This is a genomic window from Streptomyces sp. NPDC058678 (assembly GCF_042714835.1).
Taxonomy (GTDB): Bacteria; Actinomycetota; Actinomycetes; order Streptomycetales; family Streptomycetaceae; genus Streptomyces.
Genome location: NZ_JBHXSG010000001.1, coordinates 1 through 20178 on the forward strand (window position 1 = coordinate 1; position 20178 = coordinate 20178).

At 69.8% G+C, this 20178-nt stretch carries 14 protein-coding genes and 1 pseudogene; 10 read left to right on the plus strand and 5 right to left on the minus strand.

From position 1 onward, the window contains the following. Positions 1-82: 82 nt before the first annotated feature. The 3 genes from ACFWWR_RS00005 to dnaK all read left to right on the plus strand — a co-directional run bounded on the left by ACFWWR_RS00005 (position 83) and on the right by dnaK (position 4267). Positions 83-1483, plus strand: a complete 1401-nt coding sequence (locus ACFWWR_RS00005; RefSeq protein ID WP_383873994.1) for a hypothetical protein — start codon at positions 83-85, stop codon at positions 1481-1483. 32 nt (positions 1484-1515) lie between these two features. Then, positions 1516-2274 (plus strand): glycerophosphodiester phosphodiesterase family protein, encoded by a 759-nt coding sequence (locus ACFWWR_RS00010; protein ID WP_383873997.1) that lies wholly within the window; start codon positions 1516-1518, stop codon positions 2272-2274. A gap of 94 nt (positions 2275-2368) precedes the next feature. After that, positions 2369-4267 (plus strand): molecular chaperone DnaK, encoded by a 1899-nt coding sequence (gene dnaK / locus ACFWWR_RS00015; protein ID WP_383874000.1) that lies wholly within the window; start codon positions 2369-2371, stop codon positions 4265-4267. Between the two features lie 100 nt (positions 4268-4367). On the opposite strand, the gene ACFWWR_RS00020 is transcribed toward dnaK, so the two are convergent. Continuing rightward, on the minus strand, positions 4368-5231 hold the full coding sequence (locus ACFWWR_RS00020) for a helix-turn-helix domain-containing protein (RefSeq protein ID WP_383874003.1): 864 nt from the start codon (positions 5229-5231) through the stop codon (positions 4368-4370). A gap of 359 nt (positions 5232-5590) precedes the next feature. Between ACFWWR_RS00020 and ACFWWR_RS00025 the strand changes: the two genes are divergently transcribed. Continuing rightward, entirely contained in the window at positions 5591-6016 is a 426-nt protein-coding gene (locus ACFWWR_RS00025) for a hypothetical protein (RefSeq protein WP_383874005.1), read from the plus strand. Here the strand turns inward: ACFWWR_RS00025 and ACFWWR_RS00030 are convergent. Further along, positions 5998-6837 carry a helix-turn-helix domain-containing protein gene (locus ACFWWR_RS00030; RefSeq protein WP_383874008.1) on the minus strand — a complete coding sequence of 280 codons (840 nt, stop codon included), beginning with the start codon at positions 6835-6837 and terminating at the stop codon, positions 5998-6000. The two genes, ACFWWR_RS00025 and ACFWWR_RS00030, sit on opposite strands and share 19 nt — an antisense overlap. 144 nt (positions 6838-6981) lie before the next feature. Between ACFWWR_RS00030 and ACFWWR_RS00035 the strand changes: the two genes are divergently transcribed. The 3 genes from ACFWWR_RS00035 to ACFWWR_RS00045 all read left to right on the plus strand — a co-directional run bounded on the left by ACFWWR_RS00035 (position 6982) and on the right by ACFWWR_RS00045 (position 9227). Continuing rightward, a complete protein-coding gene (locus tag ACFWWR_RS00035) occupies positions 6982-8085 on the plus strand; it encodes an ADP-ribosylglycohydrolase family protein (RefSeq protein ID WP_384301079.1) in 1104 nt (367 codons plus the stop codon). 87 nt (positions 8086-8172) lie between these two features. Beyond that, the gene (locus ACFWWR_RS00040; protein WP_383874014.1) at positions 8173-8478 is read left to right on the plus strand and encodes a 4a-hydroxytetrahydrobiopterin dehydratase; all 306 of its coding nucleotides are present in this window, start codon (positions 8173-8175) and stop codon (positions 8476-8478) included. Between the two features lie 5 nt (positions 8479-8483). Beyond that, positions 8484-9227 (plus strand): class I SAM-dependent methyltransferase, encoded by a 744-nt coding sequence (locus tag ACFWWR_RS00045; RefSeq protein ID WP_384301576.1) that lies wholly within the window; start codon positions 8484-8486, stop codon positions 9225-9227. Here the strand turns inward: ACFWWR_RS00045 and ACFWWR_RS00050 are convergent. After that, a pseudogene (locus ACFWWR_RS00050) lies at positions 9196-9600 on the minus strand (hypothetical protein); the annotation flags it as partial. The gene ACFWWR_RS00045 and the pseudogene ACFWWR_RS00050 overlap by 32 nt on opposite strands. 44 nt (positions 9601-9644) lie before the next feature. Here ACFWWR_RS00050 and ACFWWR_RS00055 point away from each other — a divergent pair. Further along, positions 9645-10547, plus strand: a complete 903-nt coding sequence (locus ACFWWR_RS00055) for a helix-turn-helix transcriptional regulator (RefSeq protein WP_384301578.1) — start codon at positions 9645-9647, stop codon at positions 10545-10547. 41 nt (positions 10548-10588) lie between these two features. Then, complete coding sequence (locus ACFWWR_RS00060) at positions 10589-12511, plus strand: rhamnogalacturonan lyase (RefSeq protein WP_383874017.1); 1923 nt, start codon at positions 10589-10591, stop codon at positions 12509-12511. 83 nt (positions 12512-12594) lie between these two features. Here the strand turns inward: ACFWWR_RS00060 and ACFWWR_RS00065 are convergent, their stop codons facing one another. Further along, entirely contained in the window at positions 12595-15255 is a 2661-nt protein-coding gene (locus tag ACFWWR_RS00065; protein ID WP_383874020.1) for a cellulose binding domain-containing protein, read from the minus strand. A gap of 270 nt (positions 15256-15525) precedes the next feature. Continuing rightward, positions 15526-18444, minus strand: coding sequence for a glycoside hydrolase family 48 protein (locus ACFWWR_RS00070; protein ID WP_383874022.1), 2919 nt, complete (start codon positions 18442-18444; stop codon positions 15526-15528). 251 nt (positions 18445-18695) lie between these two features. Here ACFWWR_RS00070 and ACFWWR_RS00075 point away from each other — a divergent pair, with 251 nt between their 5' ends. Then, a complete protein-coding gene (locus ACFWWR_RS00075; protein ID WP_384301081.1) occupies positions 18696-20177 on the plus strand; it encodes a cellulase family glycosylhydrolase in 1482 nt (493 codons plus the stop codon). The last annotated feature ends 1 nt before the right edge of the window (position 20178 follow it).

A 20178-nucleotide genomic window follows, 5' to 3' on the forward strand; every position in this document is an offset into this window, starting at 1 on the left:
GCCCCACCCGGGGCGGCCCGCGCGACGGTCGGTTCGTGACCCGGGGGAGGGGTATCAAGATGACGGCGTCGAAAGGGACGTGATGGGGCCGGGAACATCCAGCGGGTCGACGGCACTCGACTCCGCCACACGTGAACTCACCCGCGCGGTACTGCTGTTCAGCCTGGCCGGCCGGATGCGTCCGGCCGACTCCCCGCCGGGCGCTCTCGTCGACCGCTACGACTTCGGCCGCTTCGAACCGCACCTGAGGTCCAGCGAGAAGGTGCTCCCCGTACCGGTCCTGGCCGTGCCCGCCGCACCGGAGGACCTCCACCTGCCGCACGGCAGCCACGGCCTTCCCCTGGCCACGGTCGAGATCATGGTCGCCGCCACCCCGCGCGGTGACGTGACCCTGCTCCTGGACTGCGGCTTCGCCGCCGACACCGAGCCCGCCGCCCTCGCCGCCTGGCTCGCGGACACCTGCTTCCACCGCGAACGCATCCGCCTCGGCGGCAGACCGCTGCTGGACGTGCTGAACGAGCGGCTCGCACTGCCGACACCGCTCGCCCACGGCCAGAACGTGCACCAACTCGTCTTCCCCGGCGGACGGCTGCTGCACGCCCTGCTCGCCGACGGCGACGGCGACGGCGACGACGAGGCCCGCCGGCCCGCCCTGCTCAACGAGATCGTCTACCGCGGCAAAATGCCGGCGACCCACACCCCCGACCTCGACGCCACCATGCCGCCCAACCTGCGCGCCCACGGCGTCACCCTCTCCTCCCACGGCCGCGGCGTCTCGGTCCAGGCCGGCTGGGCCCCACACGTGGAGAACGGCCTGACCCTGGTCGCGCTCGGCATGATCTCCGCGCTCGCCACCCTCCAGCGCACCCGCCTCGCCGCCTTCGAGACGATGCGGGCCAACGAACGGGCCCTGACGGACTCGCCGTACGAGGTCCGCTCCCTCATCTCCCGCCTCTCCGCGGGCGTCAACGAACTGCAACTGGACCTGGCGTTCGGCGTCGAGGCCTACGTCGACAGCCTGCTGATCCCCGAAATGCTCATGGAGAGGTTCCAGTCCTCGCTGCGCGACGCCCTCGGCATCCGCGACAGCCTCGACAACTCGGCCCGCATGGTCGAGCGCCTCACCTCCGTGATCAGCGCCCGCTCCGCCGCCCTGGACGCCGAACTCGCCGAACGCGACGACCGCCGCGACCGCACCGTCTCCGCCCTCGTCGCCGCGGCCACCCTCATCGCACTGCCGCCGACCCTGCTGCTGACGTTCTTCGGGATCAACGGCACCAACGTCGACGCCGGCCGCTCCATCCTCGACCTGCACACGTACGGCACGGCGTACGCGCTGGCCTGGCTTCCCTTCGTGGTCCTCGTCGTGATCGGATACGTCCTGCTCAGGCGGGTCAGCCGACGCTCCGGCACCCTCCTGTCACCGCCCGACGGCGGGCCGCCCGCACCGGTGCCGCCACCCCGATCCGCCTCCGGGAGCTGAGTCGACCATGCGCCTTGGAAGGTGACCTGACCGTGCCGCGACGACCCGCCGTATCGGCCCACCGGGGAGGATCCGAACGCGCCGCGGCCGCCACCTGGGCGGCGTACGAGGACGCCATCGCCTCCGGCGCGGAGTACGTCGAGTTCGACATCCGGCGTACCGCCGACGGTGTCTTCGTCGTCTACCACGACCCCCGAGTCGCGCACTCCGGCCCGCTCCTGTCCCGGATCACGCACGCCGAGCTGAGCGAGCGCGCCGGGTACGCCGTGCCGGTCGTCGACGACGTCATGGCCCTGATCGCCGGGAAACTGTTGGGGCACCTGGACCTGAAGGAAATGGGGCACGAGCGCGAACTGATCGACCGGGCGATCGCCCTCCTCGGTATGGACGGTTTCGTCGCCACGACCCTGGAGGACGCCTCCGTCGCCGCCATCAGGCGGGCGTTCCCCGCCGTACGCACGGCCCTGTCCCTGGGCCGGGACCGCAGGGACGTCGGCCCGGCCCGGCTGCCGGGGATCCGGCTGAGCGAGCTGCTGCCCATGCGGCGGGTCCGCGCCTGCGGCGCGACCGGTATCGCCGTGCACCAGGGGCTGGCGCGCGCGAACGTCCTGCGCGAGGCGGCCCGGCACGGCCTCTACACCATGGTCTGGACGGTCAACGAGGACGCCCCGATGCGCGCCTTCCTCGCGGACCCGCGGGTGGACGTCCTGGTCACCGACCGGCCTCGGCGGGCGGTCGCCCTGAGGGGCGGAAGGCAGGACGAGCGCAGACTGGGGTACCCGTCCGTGTGACGGAGCCCTCCACCGACCAGACCCACCCATTGACAAGAAGGCACTCAAGTTTTGTGCTGGAGTGCGGGAGGCTCCCTGGCGGAAGGGGACAGCGATGGGACGTGCGGTCGGAATCGATCTCGGGACCACGAACTCGGTGGTGGCCGTGCTGGAGGGCGGCGACCCCACCGTCGTCGCGAACGCGGAGGGGGCCAGGACCACACCGTCGGTCGTGGCCTTCGCGAAGAACGGCGAGGTGCTCGTCGGAGAGGTCGCCAAACGGCAGGCCGTGACGAACGTCGAGCGCACCGCGCGCTCCATGAAGCGTCACATGGGCGACGCGAACTGGCGCTTTCCCGACCAGGGCGCCATCGACGGCAACCGCTACCGGGCGCAGGAACTGTCCGCCCGGGTGTTGCAGAAGCTGAAGCGGGACGCCGAGTCCTACCTCGGCGAGGACGTCACCGACGCGGTGATCACCGTCCCCGCCTACTTCGACGACGCCCAGCGCCAGGCCACCAAGGAGGCCGGGGAGATCGCGGGCCTGAAGGTGCTGCGGATCATCAACGAGCCCACGGCCGCCGCCCTCGCCTACGGCCTGGACCGGGGCGAGGAGCAGACCGTCCTGGTCTTCGACCTCGGCGGCGGCACCTTCGACGTGTCGCTGCTGGAGATCGGTGACGGCGTCATCGAGGTCAAGGCGACGAACGGCGACACCCACCTCGGCGGTGACGACTGGGACCAGCGGGTCGTCGAGCACCTGGTGAAGAAGTTCAAGGGCCAGTACGGCATCGACCTCGGCAACGACAAAATGGCCCTGCAGCGACTGCGCGAGGGCGCCGAGAAGGCCAAGATCGAACTGTCCAGCTCATCCGAGACCACGATCAACCTCCCCTATGTCACCGCCTCCGCCGAGGGCCCCCTGCACCTCGACGAGAAGCTGACCCGCGCCCAGTTCCAGGAGCTGACCGCCGACCTCCTCGACCGCTGCAAGACCCCCTTCCACCAGGCGGTCAAGGACGCCGGCATCAAGCTCGCCGCGATCGACCACGTCATCCTCGTCGGCGGTTCCACCCGCATGCCCGCCGTCACCGAGCTGGTCAAGGAACTCACCGGCAAGGACCCGCACAAGGGCGTCAACCCCGACGAGGTCGTCGCCGTCGGCGCGGCCCTCCAGGCGGGCGTCCTGCGCGGCGACGTGAAGGACGTCCTCCTGCTCGACGTCACCCCGCTGTCCCTCGGCATCGAGACCAAGGGCGGCATCATGACCAAGCTCATCGAACGCAACACGACCATTCCGACGCGGCGTTCGGAGATCTTCACCACCGCCACCGACAACCAGCCCTCGGTCGGCATCCAGGTCTACCAGGGCGAACGCGAGATCGCCGCCTACAACAAGAAGCTGGGCGTCTTCGACCTCACGGGCCTGCCGCCCGCGCCTCGGGGCGTGCCGCAGATCGAGGTGGCCTTCGACATCGACGCGAACGGCATCATGCACGTGTCGGCGAAGGACCTCGCCACGGGCCGCGAACAGAAGATGACGGTCACCGGTGGCTCGGCCCTCCCCAAGGACGACATCGACCGCATGATGCGGGAGGCGGAACAGTACGCCGAGGAGGACCGTAAACGCCGTGAGGCGGCCGAGACCCGCAACCAGGCCGAGCAACTCGTCTACCAGACCGAGAAGTTCGTCCGCGAGAACGGTGACAAGGTCCCCGCGGACACCAGGTCGGAGGTCGAGTCCGCCGTCGCCGAGCTCAAACAGCTCCTGGAACGGAACGCCGAGACGAACGACCTGCGCACAGGCGTCGAGAAACTCGCCTCCGTCAGCCAGAAGATGGGCCAGGCGATGTACGCCCAGGCAGCCGCCCAGCAGACGCCCACCGAGGACACGGACGCCGGCCGGCACACCTCGCCGCAGGAAGAGGAGGGTGTGGTGGACGCGGAGATCGTCGACGACGAGCGGGACCAGGACGGCAGGGGCGGCAGGGGCGAGGCGGGAGGGGCGGCTTAGCTCTTCCCGAACCGGACTGCCGGTGGTCGTGCGGATGTGCGGGGTGGGCCGCGTGGGCCAAATGGGTCATGTGGGCCGCGCGGGGTCGGCTGCGCGGCGCTCAGAAGTCCTCGCGGCGCTCCCGGAGCAGCTTCTTGGTGCGCTCGGCCGACGCGGCGCGCGCAGACATGTGGTCCAGAACCTCCAGATGCGTCGCGACCTCCTTGCGGGAGTCGAGATAGAGGGCGCCGGTCAGATACTCGGTGAAGACCATGTCGGGCAGCTCCGGCTCGCCGAAACGGAACAACGAGAACGGCGCGTACGTCCCCGGGTGCGGGCCCTCCTCGAACTCCGCGATCTGCAGCGTGACCCGGTCACGCTCGGCGAACTCCAGGAGCCTGTCCAACTGCTCGCGCATGACCTCGCCGTGGATGCTCACCGGGCGCCGCAGTACCGTCTCGTCCATGATCACCCACAGGTGGGGCGGGTCCGGACGCTCCAACAGCCGCTGCCGCTCCATGCGCAGTGACACATGCCGGTCGGTCGTCTCCGGCCCCGCCTGCCCGATCGTCCCCGCCTCCATCACGGCACGCGCGTACGCCTCGGTCTGCAACAGACCCGGCACGAAGTGCGGTTCGTAGGAGCGGATGATCCGGGCGGAGCCCTCCAGGCTCACGTACATGCTGAACCACTCCGGCAGCACGTCGTGGAACCGCTGCCACCAGCCCGGCTGGTTCGCCTCCTCGGCCAGGTCTATGAAGGAGGCCGTCTCGTCGTCGCCGACACCGTACGTCTCCAACAGCACCTGGACATACGGTATTTTCAGCGCGACCTCGGCCATTTCCATCCGCCGTACGGTCGCCGGGGCCACCCGCAGAACCTGTGCGGCCTCCTCGCGCTTGAGGCCGGCCGCCTCCCGCAGTTCCTGCAGGCGTCTGCCGAGCACCACCTGACCCACGGTGGGCGCAGGACGCCGCTCACTCACGCCACGCCTCCCCTACGCGTCGAAGCTTGCGTGCAGTGTGCCATGTTCGATGGCGGTCTCATCAGTCCCAGGGGCCGGGAACAGGCCTCAGGGATGGGGGGCGATGCGCTTAACGGCGACCGGGATTACCTCAGGGGTAATCGACCGGGGCGTCGGCGGGCGGGATCGTGGTGGTACGGGTTCCGGGCCGGCGCACTCCGGTCCGGGATCCGCATCCGGCATCCGCATCCGGGATCCGGCATCCGCATCCGGGATCCGGCATCCGCATCCGGGATCCGGGATCCGGCACGGGATCCCACGCGAATGCGGCGTCCCGGATCCCGTCTTCCCCACTCGATCTCCACGGAGGGTGATTCGTCATGTCCGCGACCCAGCTCGCCGCGCTCGCCCGTAGCTCCGACCCGCACACCGTGCTGCGTCGCTTCCTCGTCCTGGACGCCGTGGTGACCGGGGCGAACGGCCTCGCCTACCTGGCCGCCTCCGGCCCGCTGGGGCGTTTCCTCGGCACGGACTCGGGACTGCTCCTCGGACTCGGTGTCTTCCTGACCGCGTACGCGGTGGCCGTCGGCCTGATCGCGGCCCGCGCCCACCCGGCCGCGCTGCCCGTCCGGGCCGTGATCGAGGCCAACCTCGCCTGGGCGGCGCTGAGTCTCGTCGCCCTGGGCCTGTGGCTGTCGCCGACGACGGCCGGCACGGTGTGGACCGTGCTCCAGGCTCTCACCGTCGCCGGGTTCGCCCTCCTGCAGTACGCCGCCCTGAGGAATCGTCAGGACATCAGTGAGTGAAGGTATTTGACCGTTGTCGGGTCGGCCGGGAGCAGCGTCTCGATGGCCAGCTCGGCGACGGTCACGTCCATGGGCGTGTTGAAGGTGGAGATGGACGAGATGAACGACAGCGTCCGTCCCTCGTGCTCGATCTGCATCGGCAGCGCGAAGTAGGCGAACGGCTCGGCCGGTTGTCCGTCCCGCACCTCGGCCGCCTCCTCCGGCACCGGGTACGAGGCGACCTCTTCGTACAGCGCCCGCAGCGGCTCCGAGCGGTGCAGGGCGATCTGCCGGCCCATCTGGGCCAGCAGATGCCCGCGCCACTCACGGAGGTTGCGGATGCGTGGCGCCAGGCCCTGCGGATGCAGGGTCAGCCGCATGGCGTTGAGCGGTGGCGCGAGCAGGGACTCCGGGATGCCGTCGAGCAGCATCAGGATGCCCCGGTTCGCCGCGACGACGTTGTACATCGCGTCGACCACCAGGGCCGGGTACGGCTCGTAGCCCTGGATCAGCCGTTCCATGCCTTCGCGGAGGGCGTCCAGCGCCGGATCGTCCAGCGGGGTCTCGGGGTAGTGCGGGGCGTAACCGGCCGCCAGTAGCAGCGCGTTGCGCTCGCGGACGGGGATGTCGAGGTGTTCGGCCAGCCGCAGCACCATGTCCTCGCTCGGACGGGAGCGGCCCGTCTCGATGAAACTGATGTGCCGGGCCGAGGACTCGGCGCGCAACGCCAGCTCCAGCTGACTGACCCGCCGTTGCTCCCGCCAGGCCCGCAGCAGCGGGCCCACCCCCTTGTCGGCGGGGGCACCGGCGGACGCGGCGGAACCGGACGCGAGAATGGTCATACGGACGACCGTAGCCGAGGAACGGCCGCGGTCGACGGGCAGTCGCAGCCGGGATGGCGGCGACCGTCGGCGAACAACCGTAGTCGAAGAACGGGCGACTGCAGACAATGGACAGTCGCCCGTGGTGAGTCGAGGAGTGGGCGCATGAGCCGGCCGCAGAAGCAGACACTGGAGACCGCCGCGGTCCACCGCGCCAGAGTGCGCGGCTGCCTCCTGGGCGGGGCCGTCGGCGACGCCCTCGGTTACCCCATCGAGTTCTCTTCCCTGGACCGGATCCGCGCGTCCCACGGTGAGCGCGGAGCGACCGGGTTCGTGCCCGGCGCGCACGGTGCGGTCGGCCGCATCAGTGACGACACGCAGATGACCCTGTTCACCGTCGAGGCCATCGTCCAGGCCCACGCGCGGGAGCGGGAGAAGGGCATCGGCGGCAGCTGGGCCGTGCTGCTGCGCTGGGCGTACGAGCGGTGGCTGGAGACCCAGACGAAGCCGGGCCCGGAGCAGGCCGCGCCGCCTCCGAGCGGCGCTCCCGCCGGCGGTCTGATCACGGAGGCCTGGCTGTACTCCCGCCGTGCCCCCGGCAACGCCTGCCTGTCCGGGGTCGCCCAGATGTACGCCCCCGACCCGTGGCTGGAACTCGACGGCAAGCCGGGTCAGGTGAACTCCGACTCCAAGGGCTGCGGCGCGGTGATGCGATCGGCCCCCTTCGGTCTGGTCAACCGCGCTGACGTGGCCTTCGCCATGGCCGCCCGCGGCGCCCAGATCACCCACGGCCACCCCACCGGCTACTACGCGGCGGGCGCGTTCGCCGCGATCGTGGCGCACATCGTCGACGGGGACTCCCTCGAAGGCTCGGTCCTGCGCGCCCTGCGCGAGCTGGAGCGCCACCGGGGTCACGAGGAGACCTCGGCAACGTTGCGTCAGGCCGTCGACCTGGCGGCGCAAGGCGCGCCGACGGCGGAGAAGGTCGAGTCCCTCGGCGCGGGCTGGGTCGCCGAGGAGGCCCTCGCCATCGGCGTCTACTGCGCCCTCGCCGCGACCGACGTGAAGGACGCCCTGCTGCTTTCCGTCAACCACTCCGGCGACAGCGACTCCACCGGCTCCATCTGCGGCAACCTCCTCGGCGCCCGGCACGGTGACGTCGGACTGCCGCACGCGTGGGTGGAACAGGTCGAGGGCCGTGCCCGGATCGCCGCCCTGGCCGACGACCTCGCGGCCTCGGCCCCCCTCTGGGGGAGTGTCCGCGACTGACCACCGGGGAACCCTCCTGACCAGGGCCGAAGCAGCCCGGCTGTGGCAGGCTGAAGGAACACCCGACATCCACGAAGGAGCGAGGTCATGCCCGTCGAACCGCTGTCGCAGAAGGACATCGAGGACCGTCTCGCGGAGCTGCCGGGCTGGTCGCTCGACGGCGACCGCCTCGCCCGTTCCTACCGGCTCGGCACGCACTTCGCCGCCACGGCGATGGTCGTCCACATCGCCCAGGTCCAGGAGGAACTCGACCACCACTCGGATCTCACCCTCGGCTACAACACCGTCTCCCTGACGGTGAACACCCACAGTGTGGGCGGGGCCGTGACCGAACTGGACTTCGAGCTCGCGGCGAAAGTGGAGGCGCTCGCCCCCGGCCACGGAGCCCAGTGACGCAGGTGCTGGACTACGACAAGGAGGCCGACGCCTACGACGCCACCCGCGGCGGCGAGCCCAGAGCCGCCGCGGCCGCAGGCGCCGTCCTCGGCATGGTCCCCGCCGACGCCCGCCGCCTGCTCGACGTCGCCTGCGGCACCGGGATCGTGACCCGTCGCCTGGCGGCAACCCGGCCGGCGCTGCGGGTGACGGGCGCGGACCTGACGTACGGGATGGCCCGGACGGCGTCCCTGCGGCTGCCCGGGGCGATCGTCCTCGCGGACGGCCGCCGGCTGCCGTTCCCCGACGGGGCGTTCGACGCCGTCACCAGTGTGTGGCTGCTCCATCTGCTCGACGGGCCCGACGACGTCCGGGCCGTCGTCGCCGAGTGCGCCCGCGTGCTGCGGCCGGGCGGCGTGTACGTCACCACCGTCGACAAGGCCGCCGCGCACGACGTGGGCAGCGACATCGACGCGGTGCTCGCGCCGCGCCCGCGTCGGCCGGCCCAGGACGGGCACGGAGCCGTTGTGTCGTATGCAGTCGCCTGTGGACTGGATCCGGTGGGAGAGACCCTCTTCCCCGGCCTCGGTCAGGGCCGCAGCCCGCGCAGTACGGTCGCGGACCTGCGGCGCGGCTGGTTCACACGGCTGCCGCCCGGCCATCCGCTCGTCGAACGGTTCGCCGCCGGCCTGCGGGCGCTGCCCGACCAGGACCGGCCGCGGCCCGACCCGGTGTTCACGGTGCTGGCGTTCCGGAAGACCGGCTGAAGTCCATGGACCAGTTGGTCACCCAGGTGTCCCCGTCGTCCACCGAGAAGGCCTGTTCCCAGCGGGCCGTGGTGGCGGAGATCCCCGACCACACGAACCGCACCCGCACGTCCTTCCCGTCGTGTGTGTCGTCGCCGTGGAACACGCCGTGCCCGCCCTCGAAGCGGCCGATGACCGGCGGGAACAGTCTTCCACTGCGGCTGGAGGACCAGTTCAGTGACCACTGCCGGCTCTCCCGGTCGAAGAGCCGTAGCGTCAGCCCCTTCCATCCCTGACCCGGCACGTCCAGTTCGTCGATGTTCGCGGCCCCGTCGAACAGGCTCCAGCAGCGGCCGGCGGCATCGAATTCCTCCCAACCGCTGTCCGGGTCGAGGCCGACTGGTGTCCATCCTGCTGCTGCTCCAGACCCGCGGCCGGATGACCGCCGCCCAGCTCGCCGAGGAACTGGAGGTCTCCGTCCGCACGGTCTACCGGGACGTCGAAGCGCTGAGTGCCGCCGGTGTCCCGCTGTACGGGGACGCGGGCCACGCCGGTGGCTACCGTCTCCTCGACGGCTACCGCACCCGTCTCACCGGCCTGACCGCCGGAGAGGCGCAGGCACTGTTCCTCTCCGGGGTCCCCGGTCCCGCCGCGGACCTCGGTCTCGGTGCCGTCCTGGCGGCCGCCCAGCTCAAGGTGCGGGCCGCCCTGCCGACGGAACTGCGCGCGCACGCGGACCGGATCAGCGGGCGCTTCCACCTCGACGCTCCGGGATGGTACGCGGACGGGGTCGAGACGCCGTACCTGTCGGCAGTCGCCGACGCGGTATGGAACAACCGTATCCTGAATATTGTATACCGTCGCTGGCGTGCGCCCACCGATGTGGAGCGCCGCCTCGAACCGTACGGACTGGTCCTCAAGGCGGGCCGCTGGTACGTCGTCGCCGGCCCCGAACCACGCACCTTCCGCGTCGACCAGATCCTCGAAGTCACCACCGGCGCAGCGGAATTCTCCCGCCCCGACGACTTCGACCTGACCGCGTACTGGACGGCCCACCAGCGCGACTTCCATGCCCGGCTCCGGCAGGGCGAGGCGGTGGTGCGCCTGGCGCCGGGCGTGCGGCTCGCCAGGCAGACAGTGGCCGACGGACATACCGACGACGACGGCTGGACCGTGGCGACGGTCCCCATCGAGTCCCTCGACCACGCCCACGCCGAGTTCCTGCGCCTGGGCACCGGCATCGAGGTGCTCGAACCGCCCGAGCTGCGCGCGAAAATCGCCCGCACGGTCGCCGAATTGGCCGAAAGATACGGCAACTCGATCGCGCACGGCGGCGACTGAGGAGGAACGGAACCCGCCCGTCCTCCCAGGAGGTTCGCCCCGTGCAGAACCCGCACCCGCACGCGCAGTCACACCCCCAGCCGGACCCGGAGCCGCTCCCGCGCAGGCACCGCAGACGCCGAGTGCTCCTCACGGCGGCAACCGCCGTCGCGGCCCTCGTGGGCGCCGGACTCACCACGTCCCTCGGCGCCGACACCGCCGAGGCAGCCACCGCCCGCCAGGTCGAGAAACTCGACCGCGGAGTCGTCAGCGTGCACATCGACAGCGGCAACCTGGTCAGCTGGCGCTGGCTCGGCACCGACCCGAACGACGTCTCCTTCAACGTCTACCGAGCCGGCACGAAGGTCAACTCCACCCCGGTCACCGGCTCCACGAACTACTTCCACTCCGGCGCCCCCGCCCAGGCCGACTACACCGTCCGCGCGATCGTCGGCGGCGTCGAGCAGAGCGACTCCGTCCACGCCGTCCAACTCCGCACCGGCTACAAGGACGTACCCATCACCCCGCCCGCCGGCGGCACCACACCCGACGGCGTCGCCTACACCTACGAGGCCAACGACGCCTCCGTCGCCGACCTCGACGGCGACGGCGCGCTGGACTTCGTGCTGAAGTGGCAGCCGACGAACGCCAAGGACAACTCTCAGTCCGGCTACACCGGCAACACGATCGTCGACGGCGTCAAGCTCGACGGCACCCGGCTGTGGCGCATCGACCTGGGGCGCAACATCCGTTCCGGCGCGCACTACACGCAGTTCCAGGCGTACGACTACGACGGCGACGGCAAGGCCGAGGTCGCCATGAAGACCGCCGACGGCACCAAGGACGGCACCGGCGCGGTCATCGGCAGCTCGTCCGCCGACCACCGCAACTCCAGCGGCTATGTGCTGTCCGGCCCCGAGTTCCTGACCATGTTCAACGGCCAGACCGGCAAGGCGATGCAGAGCGTCGACTACGTCCCGGCCCGCGGCACCGTGTCGTCGTGGGGCGACTCGTACGGCAACCGAGTGGACCGTTTCCTCGCGGGAACGGCGTACCTGGACGGCTCCCGCCCCTCGCTCATCATGGCGCGCGGCTACTACACCCGCTCGGTGATCGCCGCCTGGGACTGGCGGAACGGCACCTTCACCCGCCGCTGGACCTTCGACACCTCCTCCTCCACCAACGCCGGCAAGGGCTTCGACGGCCAGGGCAACCACAGCCTGTCCATCGCCGACGTCGACGCCGACGGCAAGGACGAGATCGTGTACGGCGCCATGACCGTGGACGACAACGGTTCCGGGCTGTGGACGACCAAGACGGGCCACGGTGACGCCGGCCACGTCGGGGACCTCAACCCCTCGCGGGCGGGCCTCGAGTACTTCAAGGTCTCCGAGAGCACCAGCCAGCCCGGCTCGTGGCTGGCCGACGCACGCACCGGCGCCCTCCTGTGGCAGACGGCCTCCGGCGCCGACAACGGCCGCGGAGTCGCCGCCGACATCTACGCCGGCAGCGCGGGCGCGGAAGCCTGGTCCGCCTCCGACACCACCCTGCGCTCCGCGACCGGCGCCTCCCTCGGCCGCGAGCCCTCCAGCATCAACTTCGTGAGCTGGTGGGACGGCGACACCGTCCGCGAACTCCTCGACGGCACCCGCATCGACAAGTACGGCACCTCCGGCGACACGCGCCTGCTGACCGGCTCGGGCGTCCACTCCAACAACGGCACCAAGGCCACGCCGGCCCTGTCCGGTGACATCCTCGGTGACTGGCGCGAGGAGGTCGTCTGGGCGACGTCGAACAACACGGCACTGCGGATCTACTCGACCCCGACCGAGACCAGCACCAAGATCACGACCCTGCTGCACGACACGATGTACCGCACGGCATTGGCCTGGCAGAACACCGCATACAACCAACCGCCGCACCCGAGCTTCTTCATCGGGAGCGGGATGGCGACGGCACCGCGGCCGACGGTCTACACACCCTAGTCACCGCCCGTCCCAGCCACCGTCGCTGCGGTGGCTCGGTACGGAGGGCGCGTGCCGCGGCCGGCACGCGCCCTGTGAGTTCGTCAGCTCACCTTGCAGCTCTGATCACCGAGCTTGAACGCCGCCGGTTTCGTGTTCGTCCCCGACCAGCTCCCCGTGAACCCGAAGCTCACCGACGAGCCCGCCGCCACGTTGGCGTTCCACCCGACGTTCTTGGCCGTCACCGCCGTGCCCGACTGCGCGTACTCGGCGTTCCACACCTGCGACACCTTCTGCCCGTCCGCGAAGGTCCAACCGAGTGACCAGCCGTTCCACGCGGTTGAGCCGGTGTTGGACAGTTGCACGTCCGCCTGGAAGCCGCCCGACCACTGGTTGGTGACCTTGTACGTCACCGCACAGGCGCCGGTCGGGGTCGGGTCGGGGCCCGGTCCCGGATCCGTTCCGCCGCCTCCGGTATCGGAGCTGTCGCCGTAGATGACGCCACGGCCGTTCGTCGCCACGTACACACGGCCGTACACCCGCGGGTCACCGGTGATCGCCGCACCCGTCCAGCCCCATTCGTGGGCATCGTCGTTGATGCGGGTCCAGGTCGCGCCCTTGTCGGTGGAGCGGAAGATGCCGCGTACTCCACCGATCTTCGCGCTGGTGTAGAGCGTCTGGTACGACGCCCCCGTCGCCGCCTTGCCGAAGCCGATCGTGTCGGCCTGTTCGACGCCGGAGAGCTTGGCGAAGGTCGCGCCGCCGTCCGTGGAGTGCCACAGCCCGTACGCGCCGTCGCTCGCACCGCCCGCCAGCCACACATCGCCCTTCGTCCCGGGCAGCGCCTTGAAGCGGACGCTGTCACCGCTCGGCAGGCCGGTCGCCGAGGACGCGGTGAAGGTCGCGCCGCCGTCCGAACTGACGTAGAACTTCCCGGACTTGAAGCCGTAGAAGACCTTCGGGTCCACCCGGTCCGACTCGACGATCGCGCCCGCGGGGATACCGCTCGACGCCGCCCAGGACGAACCGAAGCCCGTCGCGTACTGCACACCCGTGCCCGCCGGGCTCCACACGAACCGGCTGCCGTCGGCCGCCGCCGCGACCGTGCCGCCGCCGCTGACGCCCGAAGGGTCGGTGCCCGCGAACCAGTTGGCGCCGTTGTCCGTCGAGAACGCGATGTGCGGCCCCGAGTCGAGGTTGCCGACCCGGACGACCGTGTTCGGGGTGGTCTCGGCGAAGTCCAGACTGGTCGTCGAGGTGAAGTTCGGCGAGGTGAACATCATCGAGGGGACCTTCGTCAGGTCCGTGTGCCGGAAGCCGCCGATGTCACCGAGGGCGCTCAGCAAAGGGGCGCCGGAGGGAGGCGACGCGAGGTCGTTGACCGCTGTCTCCTCCAGGCCCTGCACCATCGGCTTGATGGTGAACTGGCTTCCGCTGTCCCAGTTGGTGAGGTTCTCCGTGCCGTAGACCGTCGCGCCGGTCCCGTACATCATCCGGTCGGAGTCGAACGGGTCGATCTCCAGCGACTCGGTCATCCAGCCCAGCTTCGGGGCCTGCTCGGGCGGCGAGGGGTTCGCGCCCCAGGTCAGCCACGGGGAGGACGACACGTCCATCGTGTAGCGGTTCGAACGGTTGGGATACGAGGAGTAGTCCCACGCCTTCGTCCAGGTGCCGCCGCTGTCCGTGGAGCGGAAGATCTGGGTGTCCGGCCACCAGGAACTGTAGGCGGTGGCCATGACGGTGCCGGGCTTCTGCCGGTCCACCGTCAGCCCGCTGAAGCCGTAGTAGGTGTCGGCCTCGGCGACCGGGCTGATGTTCGTCCAGGCGCCGGTCGCGGTCGCGTACCGCCACAACTGGCCCTTCCCGCCGTCGTACGGGCCCCCCTTGTCGCTGTAGGCGAGGTACAGGTAACCGTTCTTGGCGTCCAGGACGCCCTTGTGCGCGAGGTATCCCGTCGGCTGCCCGGCGAGCCTGCCCCAGGTCGCGCCTCCGTCGGTCGACCCGTACACCGAGTTCTGCAGGTCCGCGACCCCGACGTAGACCGTCTTCGTCGCGTTCCCGGCCGTGCCCGTGGACTCGTCGAAGGTGACCCAGGCGATGCCCTGGTTGTCGCTCGAGTACCCGCTGGTGTCGGACGGGTCCGCCACGTAGTTGCCGACGTTGGGGAAGTTCGTCACCTGCGACCAGGTGACACCGGAGTCCGTCGACCTCCACAGGCCCTTGCCGCTCGGCGCGCCGAGGTACAGCACGCTGTTCTTGTTCGGGTCGATCGCCAGCCGCTCGCCCATGCCCCGGCCGGGCATGTTGCCGCCCAGCTTGAAGGGCAGGTCGGTCCTCTGCCAGCTGGCGCCCCGGTCGGAGGACCTGAGCACGGCCCCGTTCCCCGGATCCCAGCTGTTCGTGTACGTGCCGACAGCCGCGTACACCTTGTTCGGGTCCACGGAGTCCGAGGCCAGACCGGCCACGCCCGTGTGCCCCCAGTCGTCCCAGCCGACCGAGTCCAGCAGGGGCGTCCAGGTCTTCGTCGACTCCTGCCAGCGGTAGGCACCGCCGATGTCGGTACGGGCGTACGCCAGGTTCTTCTCGGTGCGGTTGAAGACGATGCCGGGGACGAAGCCGCCGCCGTCGACGCGCGCGTTCTTCCAGGTGTACGTGTCGGCGGCGAGCGCCGGCTTCGCGGTGTCGGCGGCCAGTGCGGGCGGGGTGCCCGCGAGCAGACCGGCCGCGAGTGCCAGTACGGCCGTGAGGATGCGGGTTCTTCGCACGGTGGGGGACCTTCCTTTCGGGAGGGCCTTGCGGGGGGAGGGCCGTGCAGGAGGGAGCGTGCGAGGGCCGGGCGGCCCCCAGTGCGGGTGGGGGCCGCCCGGCCAGGTGGCCTCGTCGTCAGGTGACGAGACCGCGTACGCGGAGCTTTCAAGCGGTTCCGGCGAAGTGCGGTGAGCCACCGCGCCCTTCAGGGGCGCGGGGAACTGCGCGACCAGCCACACACGGCCCGCAGCCGAACACCGCCCAACCCGCGGAGCGCTTGGCGGGGGCTATTCGAGAAGCTCCGCGTACGAGCCCATGGCCAGGGCGATGTCCGCCTGGGCCCAGAACCGGTGGTACGTGAAGGAGGGCGCGGCTCCGCCCGCCAGGTAGGCCTCGATCTTCGACCAGGCCGGGTCGTCCTCGTAGAAGGAGCGGATGGAGTCGAAGGTCGACGACGAGTTGATCGCGTCGCCGTTCGGCATGGTGCCGGTCCAGCCGCTCGGGACGTACACGCCGTCGTCGAAGCGGTTGTAGTCGGCGCGGGTCTCCGGGACGGCGATGCCGAGGCTGTCCTGGTAGTTGCCCCACATGCCGTCGAGCAGTGCCTTGGCCGTGGTCGCGGCCTGGGTGTCGCCGGAGCGGTCCGCGTAGTACGTCAGGGTCTTGGCGTACGCGGCGGCCACACCGACGTCGTTGGTGTAGTCGGCGACGGTGACGTGCAGGCCGCTGTTGGCGCCCGGGCTGGTGGCGTTCCAGGTGTCGGGCTGGCCCGACCACTGGAGCGTCGACGGGATCAGGTAGGTGCCGTCCGGGTTGACCGTGGTCTTGGACAGCGCCCAGTCGACCCACTTGTCGAGGACCGCCTTGGCCTTCGCGTCACCCGTCTGCTGGTAGTACTCGGCCACCCGCTCCATCGACCACGCCTGGAAGCCGAACCACTGGTTGGACGGCGGGTCGTGGTAGACGGGCTGCTGGTCGTAGTACATGCCGTAGAACGTCGACTTCCCGGCCGGCGGCGTCGCGTAGCGGCCCGCCCAGCTGTTGGTCGCGCCGCCCGCGATGGCACCTTCGTCCGACTGCAGCCAGCGGTAGAACTCCAGCTGCCGGTCGAGCGACTTGGCCCAGTCCGCCTGCCCGGTCGCCGACTTGGGCTTCAGGTCGGCGTAACTGCTCAGCGCGTACGCGGCCAGGGGGTTCTGGTAGCCGCCGTGCGCGTGGCTGGAGCCGATGCGCCAGGCCCAGCCGGCCGAGGTGTCGGTGGCACCACCCCAGGCGTAGTACCAGGACATCAGGTACATCGAGGCGTCCTTGCCGGTGCCGGCCGCACAGGCCGACGGTCCGACACAGTTGCCGATCTTCTTGAAGTACTTGTCGTACATGGAGTAGCGCAGGTAGTCGCCCATCTTCGCGGCCTTGCCGACGGTCGCGGAAACGGCACTGCCCTTGCCCTGCTCCTTCGCCCAGACGTCCGCCCAGTACGCGGCCTGCACGGCCCGCGCGTCGGCGTCCGGGGCGTTGGTGAACTTCCACTGCTTGGCGTACGACGCGTCACCCGTGAACAGGTCCAGGTAGCCGTTCTTGCCGCCGTACTTGAAGGCGTCGCAGGTCGGCTGCGGCACCGTCTCCCACACCGACTCCTGCGCGCCGCGCTGGAAGGTGTTGATGTACGACGGCCCGGTGTCCGTCGGGCCCGCCTCGCACTTGCCGGGCGAGTTGCCGTAGCCGTAGACGTTGTCGACGTCCTGCAGCCAGTGCATACCGTAGACATCGTCCGTACCGTATGCAGTCTTCAGTTCACCGGCGATCGGATCCGAACCGACCGGGACCGACGCGTCGAGCTTCGCCGGGTACTCGTTCGGGGTGTCCAGCTCGGGCGCGTACGTCGCCGGCTTCGAGGCGTTGTAGAAGGAGTTCGTCGGCTGGTCGGCGTGGGTGGGGATCATGAACTTCTCCATGATGTCCCAGGCGCCGTTGAATTTCGTCCAGTCGCCGGTGACCTTGCCGTACATGGCCTGCAGCCACAGAAGGTAGCTGTACGCCTCCGACGTCGTCTCGTGTCCGTGGTCCGGAGCCTCGACGATCAGCGTCTCGACCGAGTGGTAGGGGATGCCCTCGGGGGAGAAGTAGCCGCTGGCCGGGTTGGTGATCTTGCCGTACAGCTCCAGGAAGCGGGCGTCGTACTCCTTCGACGCCGCGATCTGGGTGACCGTCACCGTGGACTTCGCGTGGCCGGTGGCCGTCGACTCGAAGGTGGCCGCGCCGGTGCCGGAGGCGTTGGCCGTGATGGTCACCTTCTGTGCGGTGTTCCAGTTCGACGGGGTGAAGGTGAGCGACGCCCCGCCGGTCACCGAAAGACCCGTGTTGCCGCCGGTGCGGGCGGTCGTGACCGTCACGTTGGCGGACGGCTGGGTCGACAGCTTCACGTCGAACGTGCCCGTCTTGCCCTGCTGGACGGCCAGCTGGTTGGTCGAGGCCACCACCGCGGGACCCGACGCGACCGTGATGCCGACCGGCGTGGACTCCGCGGACGCGCCCAGACTGTCGTACCCCTTCGCGAGGAGCGAATGACTGCCCACGGTCAAACTGGAGGCCGAGAGCGAGTACGGCGCCGTCGTGTCCGTGCCCAGCAGCGTGGTGTCGTCGTAGAACTCCACCTTGCTGATCGTCGCGCCGTCCGCGGCCGCGGCGGTGGCGGCGAGCGGAACCGCGTCCCCCTGCGTGTAGACCGCGCCCGCCGCCGGGCTGGTCAGCACCGTGATCGGCGGCTGGTGCGCCCCCGTACAACTGGTGCCGTTCACCGCGAAGGCGGCCGGATTCGCGTTCGTGCCGCTGTAGGTGAACTGCGCTCCGGTGGAGACGGCGGCACCGACGGCGATCGTGCCGTTGTACGACGCGTTCTTCACCGTGATCGCCTGGCCGGACTGGGACCAGGAGCCGTTCCAGCCGGTGCCGCTGAGCTTCTGGTTGCCCGCGTAGCTGTAGGTCAGGGTCCAGCCGGCGATGGGATCCGTGCCGCGGTTGGTGATCGTCAGGTCCGCGGTGAAACCGGAGCCCCAGTCGTTCGTCTTGTAGTCGACACTGCACTGAAGTGGCGCCGCTTGGGCGGGAGTTGAACCCGCACTCAGCATGGTGAACGGAAGTGCCAGGGCCGCCACGACGGCGGTCCACAAACGCCGGGCGGTCCGGCGTCTTGCTCTGGGGGGCATGGGCTGGTTCCTCCTCGCGGCTCGGAGATGTCAAGGCTTGAACCAGTGGGAGCGCTCCCATAGTGGGGACGGGGGTGGAAGGGGTCAAGGTGCTTGAAGAGTCGAAAAGATTCGACAATCGACGTTGAGGGAAAGTCAGTAACTCCTCTGTTCTTTGCCGTCACTTGGCGCTAGCTTCGTTGACACCAGTGGGAGCGATTCCATCAGTCGACGCGTCTGTCACGACGCGCCCGAACTGCAAGGACTCGCTCATGCGACACCCCCCGCGTTCAGTACTTTTAGCCGTCGCCGGCGCTTTCGCACTTGTCGGGTCCATGACCGTCACGGCGGTCACGGCGTCCGGCGCCGCACCCGCCTGCACGGTGGAGTACTCCGTCACCAGCCAGTGGGACACCGGCTTCCAGGGCGCCGTCAGAATCACCAACAACGCAGCCTCCGTGAGCAGTTGGAAGCTGACCTTCGACCTCACCAACGGCCAGAAGGTCAACCAGGGCTGGAACGCCAAGTGGTCCCAGTCCGGTACGACCGTCACCGCCGCCAACGAAAGCTACAACGGCTCGCTCGGCACCGGCGCGAGCATCAGCGCCGGATTCCTCGCCACCTCGTCGGGGAGCAACGCCGTACCGACGTCGTTCCGGTTGAACGGCACCACCTGCAACGTCGACGCCGAACCGTCACCCACCCCGGATCCGACCGATCCGCCGGACCCCGGGGACGGCACGGCACCCGTCCTGCGCGTATCCGGCAACAAGCTCGTGGACCCCGAGGGCGACACCCGCCGCATGCTCGGCGTGAACCGGTCCGGCGGCGAGTTCATGTGCGTCCAGGGCCGCGGCATCTTCGACGGCCCGGTCGACGACGCCTCCGTCAAGGCGATCGCCGACTGGAACGCCAACACCGTCCGTATCCCCCTGAACGAGGAGTGCTGGCTGGGCCTGACCAACATCCAACCCGAGTACGCCGGCGCCAACTACATCAACGCCGTCAAGGACCTGGTGGCGAAGGTGAAGGCGAACGGCATGACGCCGATGCTCGAACTGCACTGGACCTACGGCCAGTACACCGGCAACTCCTCAGGCTGCGCGGACGTGCACGCCAGCTGCCAGAAGCCGATGCCCGACATGCAGTACACACCGTCCTTCTGGACCTCGGTGGCGAACACCTTCAAGGACGACCCCACCGTCGTCTTCGACCTGTTCAACGAGCCCTACCCGGACCGCGCCACCTCCACGACCACCCAGGCGTGGCAGTGCTGGCGGGACGGCGGCACCTGCCCCGGCATCGGATACGAGGTCGCCGGTATGCAGGATCTCGTAGACAGCATCCGCACTACCGGCGCCAGAAACCTGATTCTGGCAGGCGGGATCGCGTACTCGAACGACCTGAGCCAATGGCTCACGTACAAGCCCACCGACCCGGCGGGCAATCTCGCCGCCGCCTGGCACGTGTACAACTTCAACGCCTGCTCCAACGAGAGCTGCTGGAACTCCACGCTCGCCCCGGTCGCCGCCCAAGTGCCGCTCGTGGCCGGCGAGATCGGTGAGAACACCTGCGCGCACGGCTTCATCGACCAGGTCATGAAGTGGTTCGACGACCACGGTCTGTCGTACCTGGGCTGGACGTGGAACACCTGGAACTGCAACACCGGTCCCGCCCTGATCTCCAGTTACGACGGCACGCCCACGGCGTTCGGAACCGGGCTGCGCGACCACCTGCGCTCCCTGAACGGCTGAC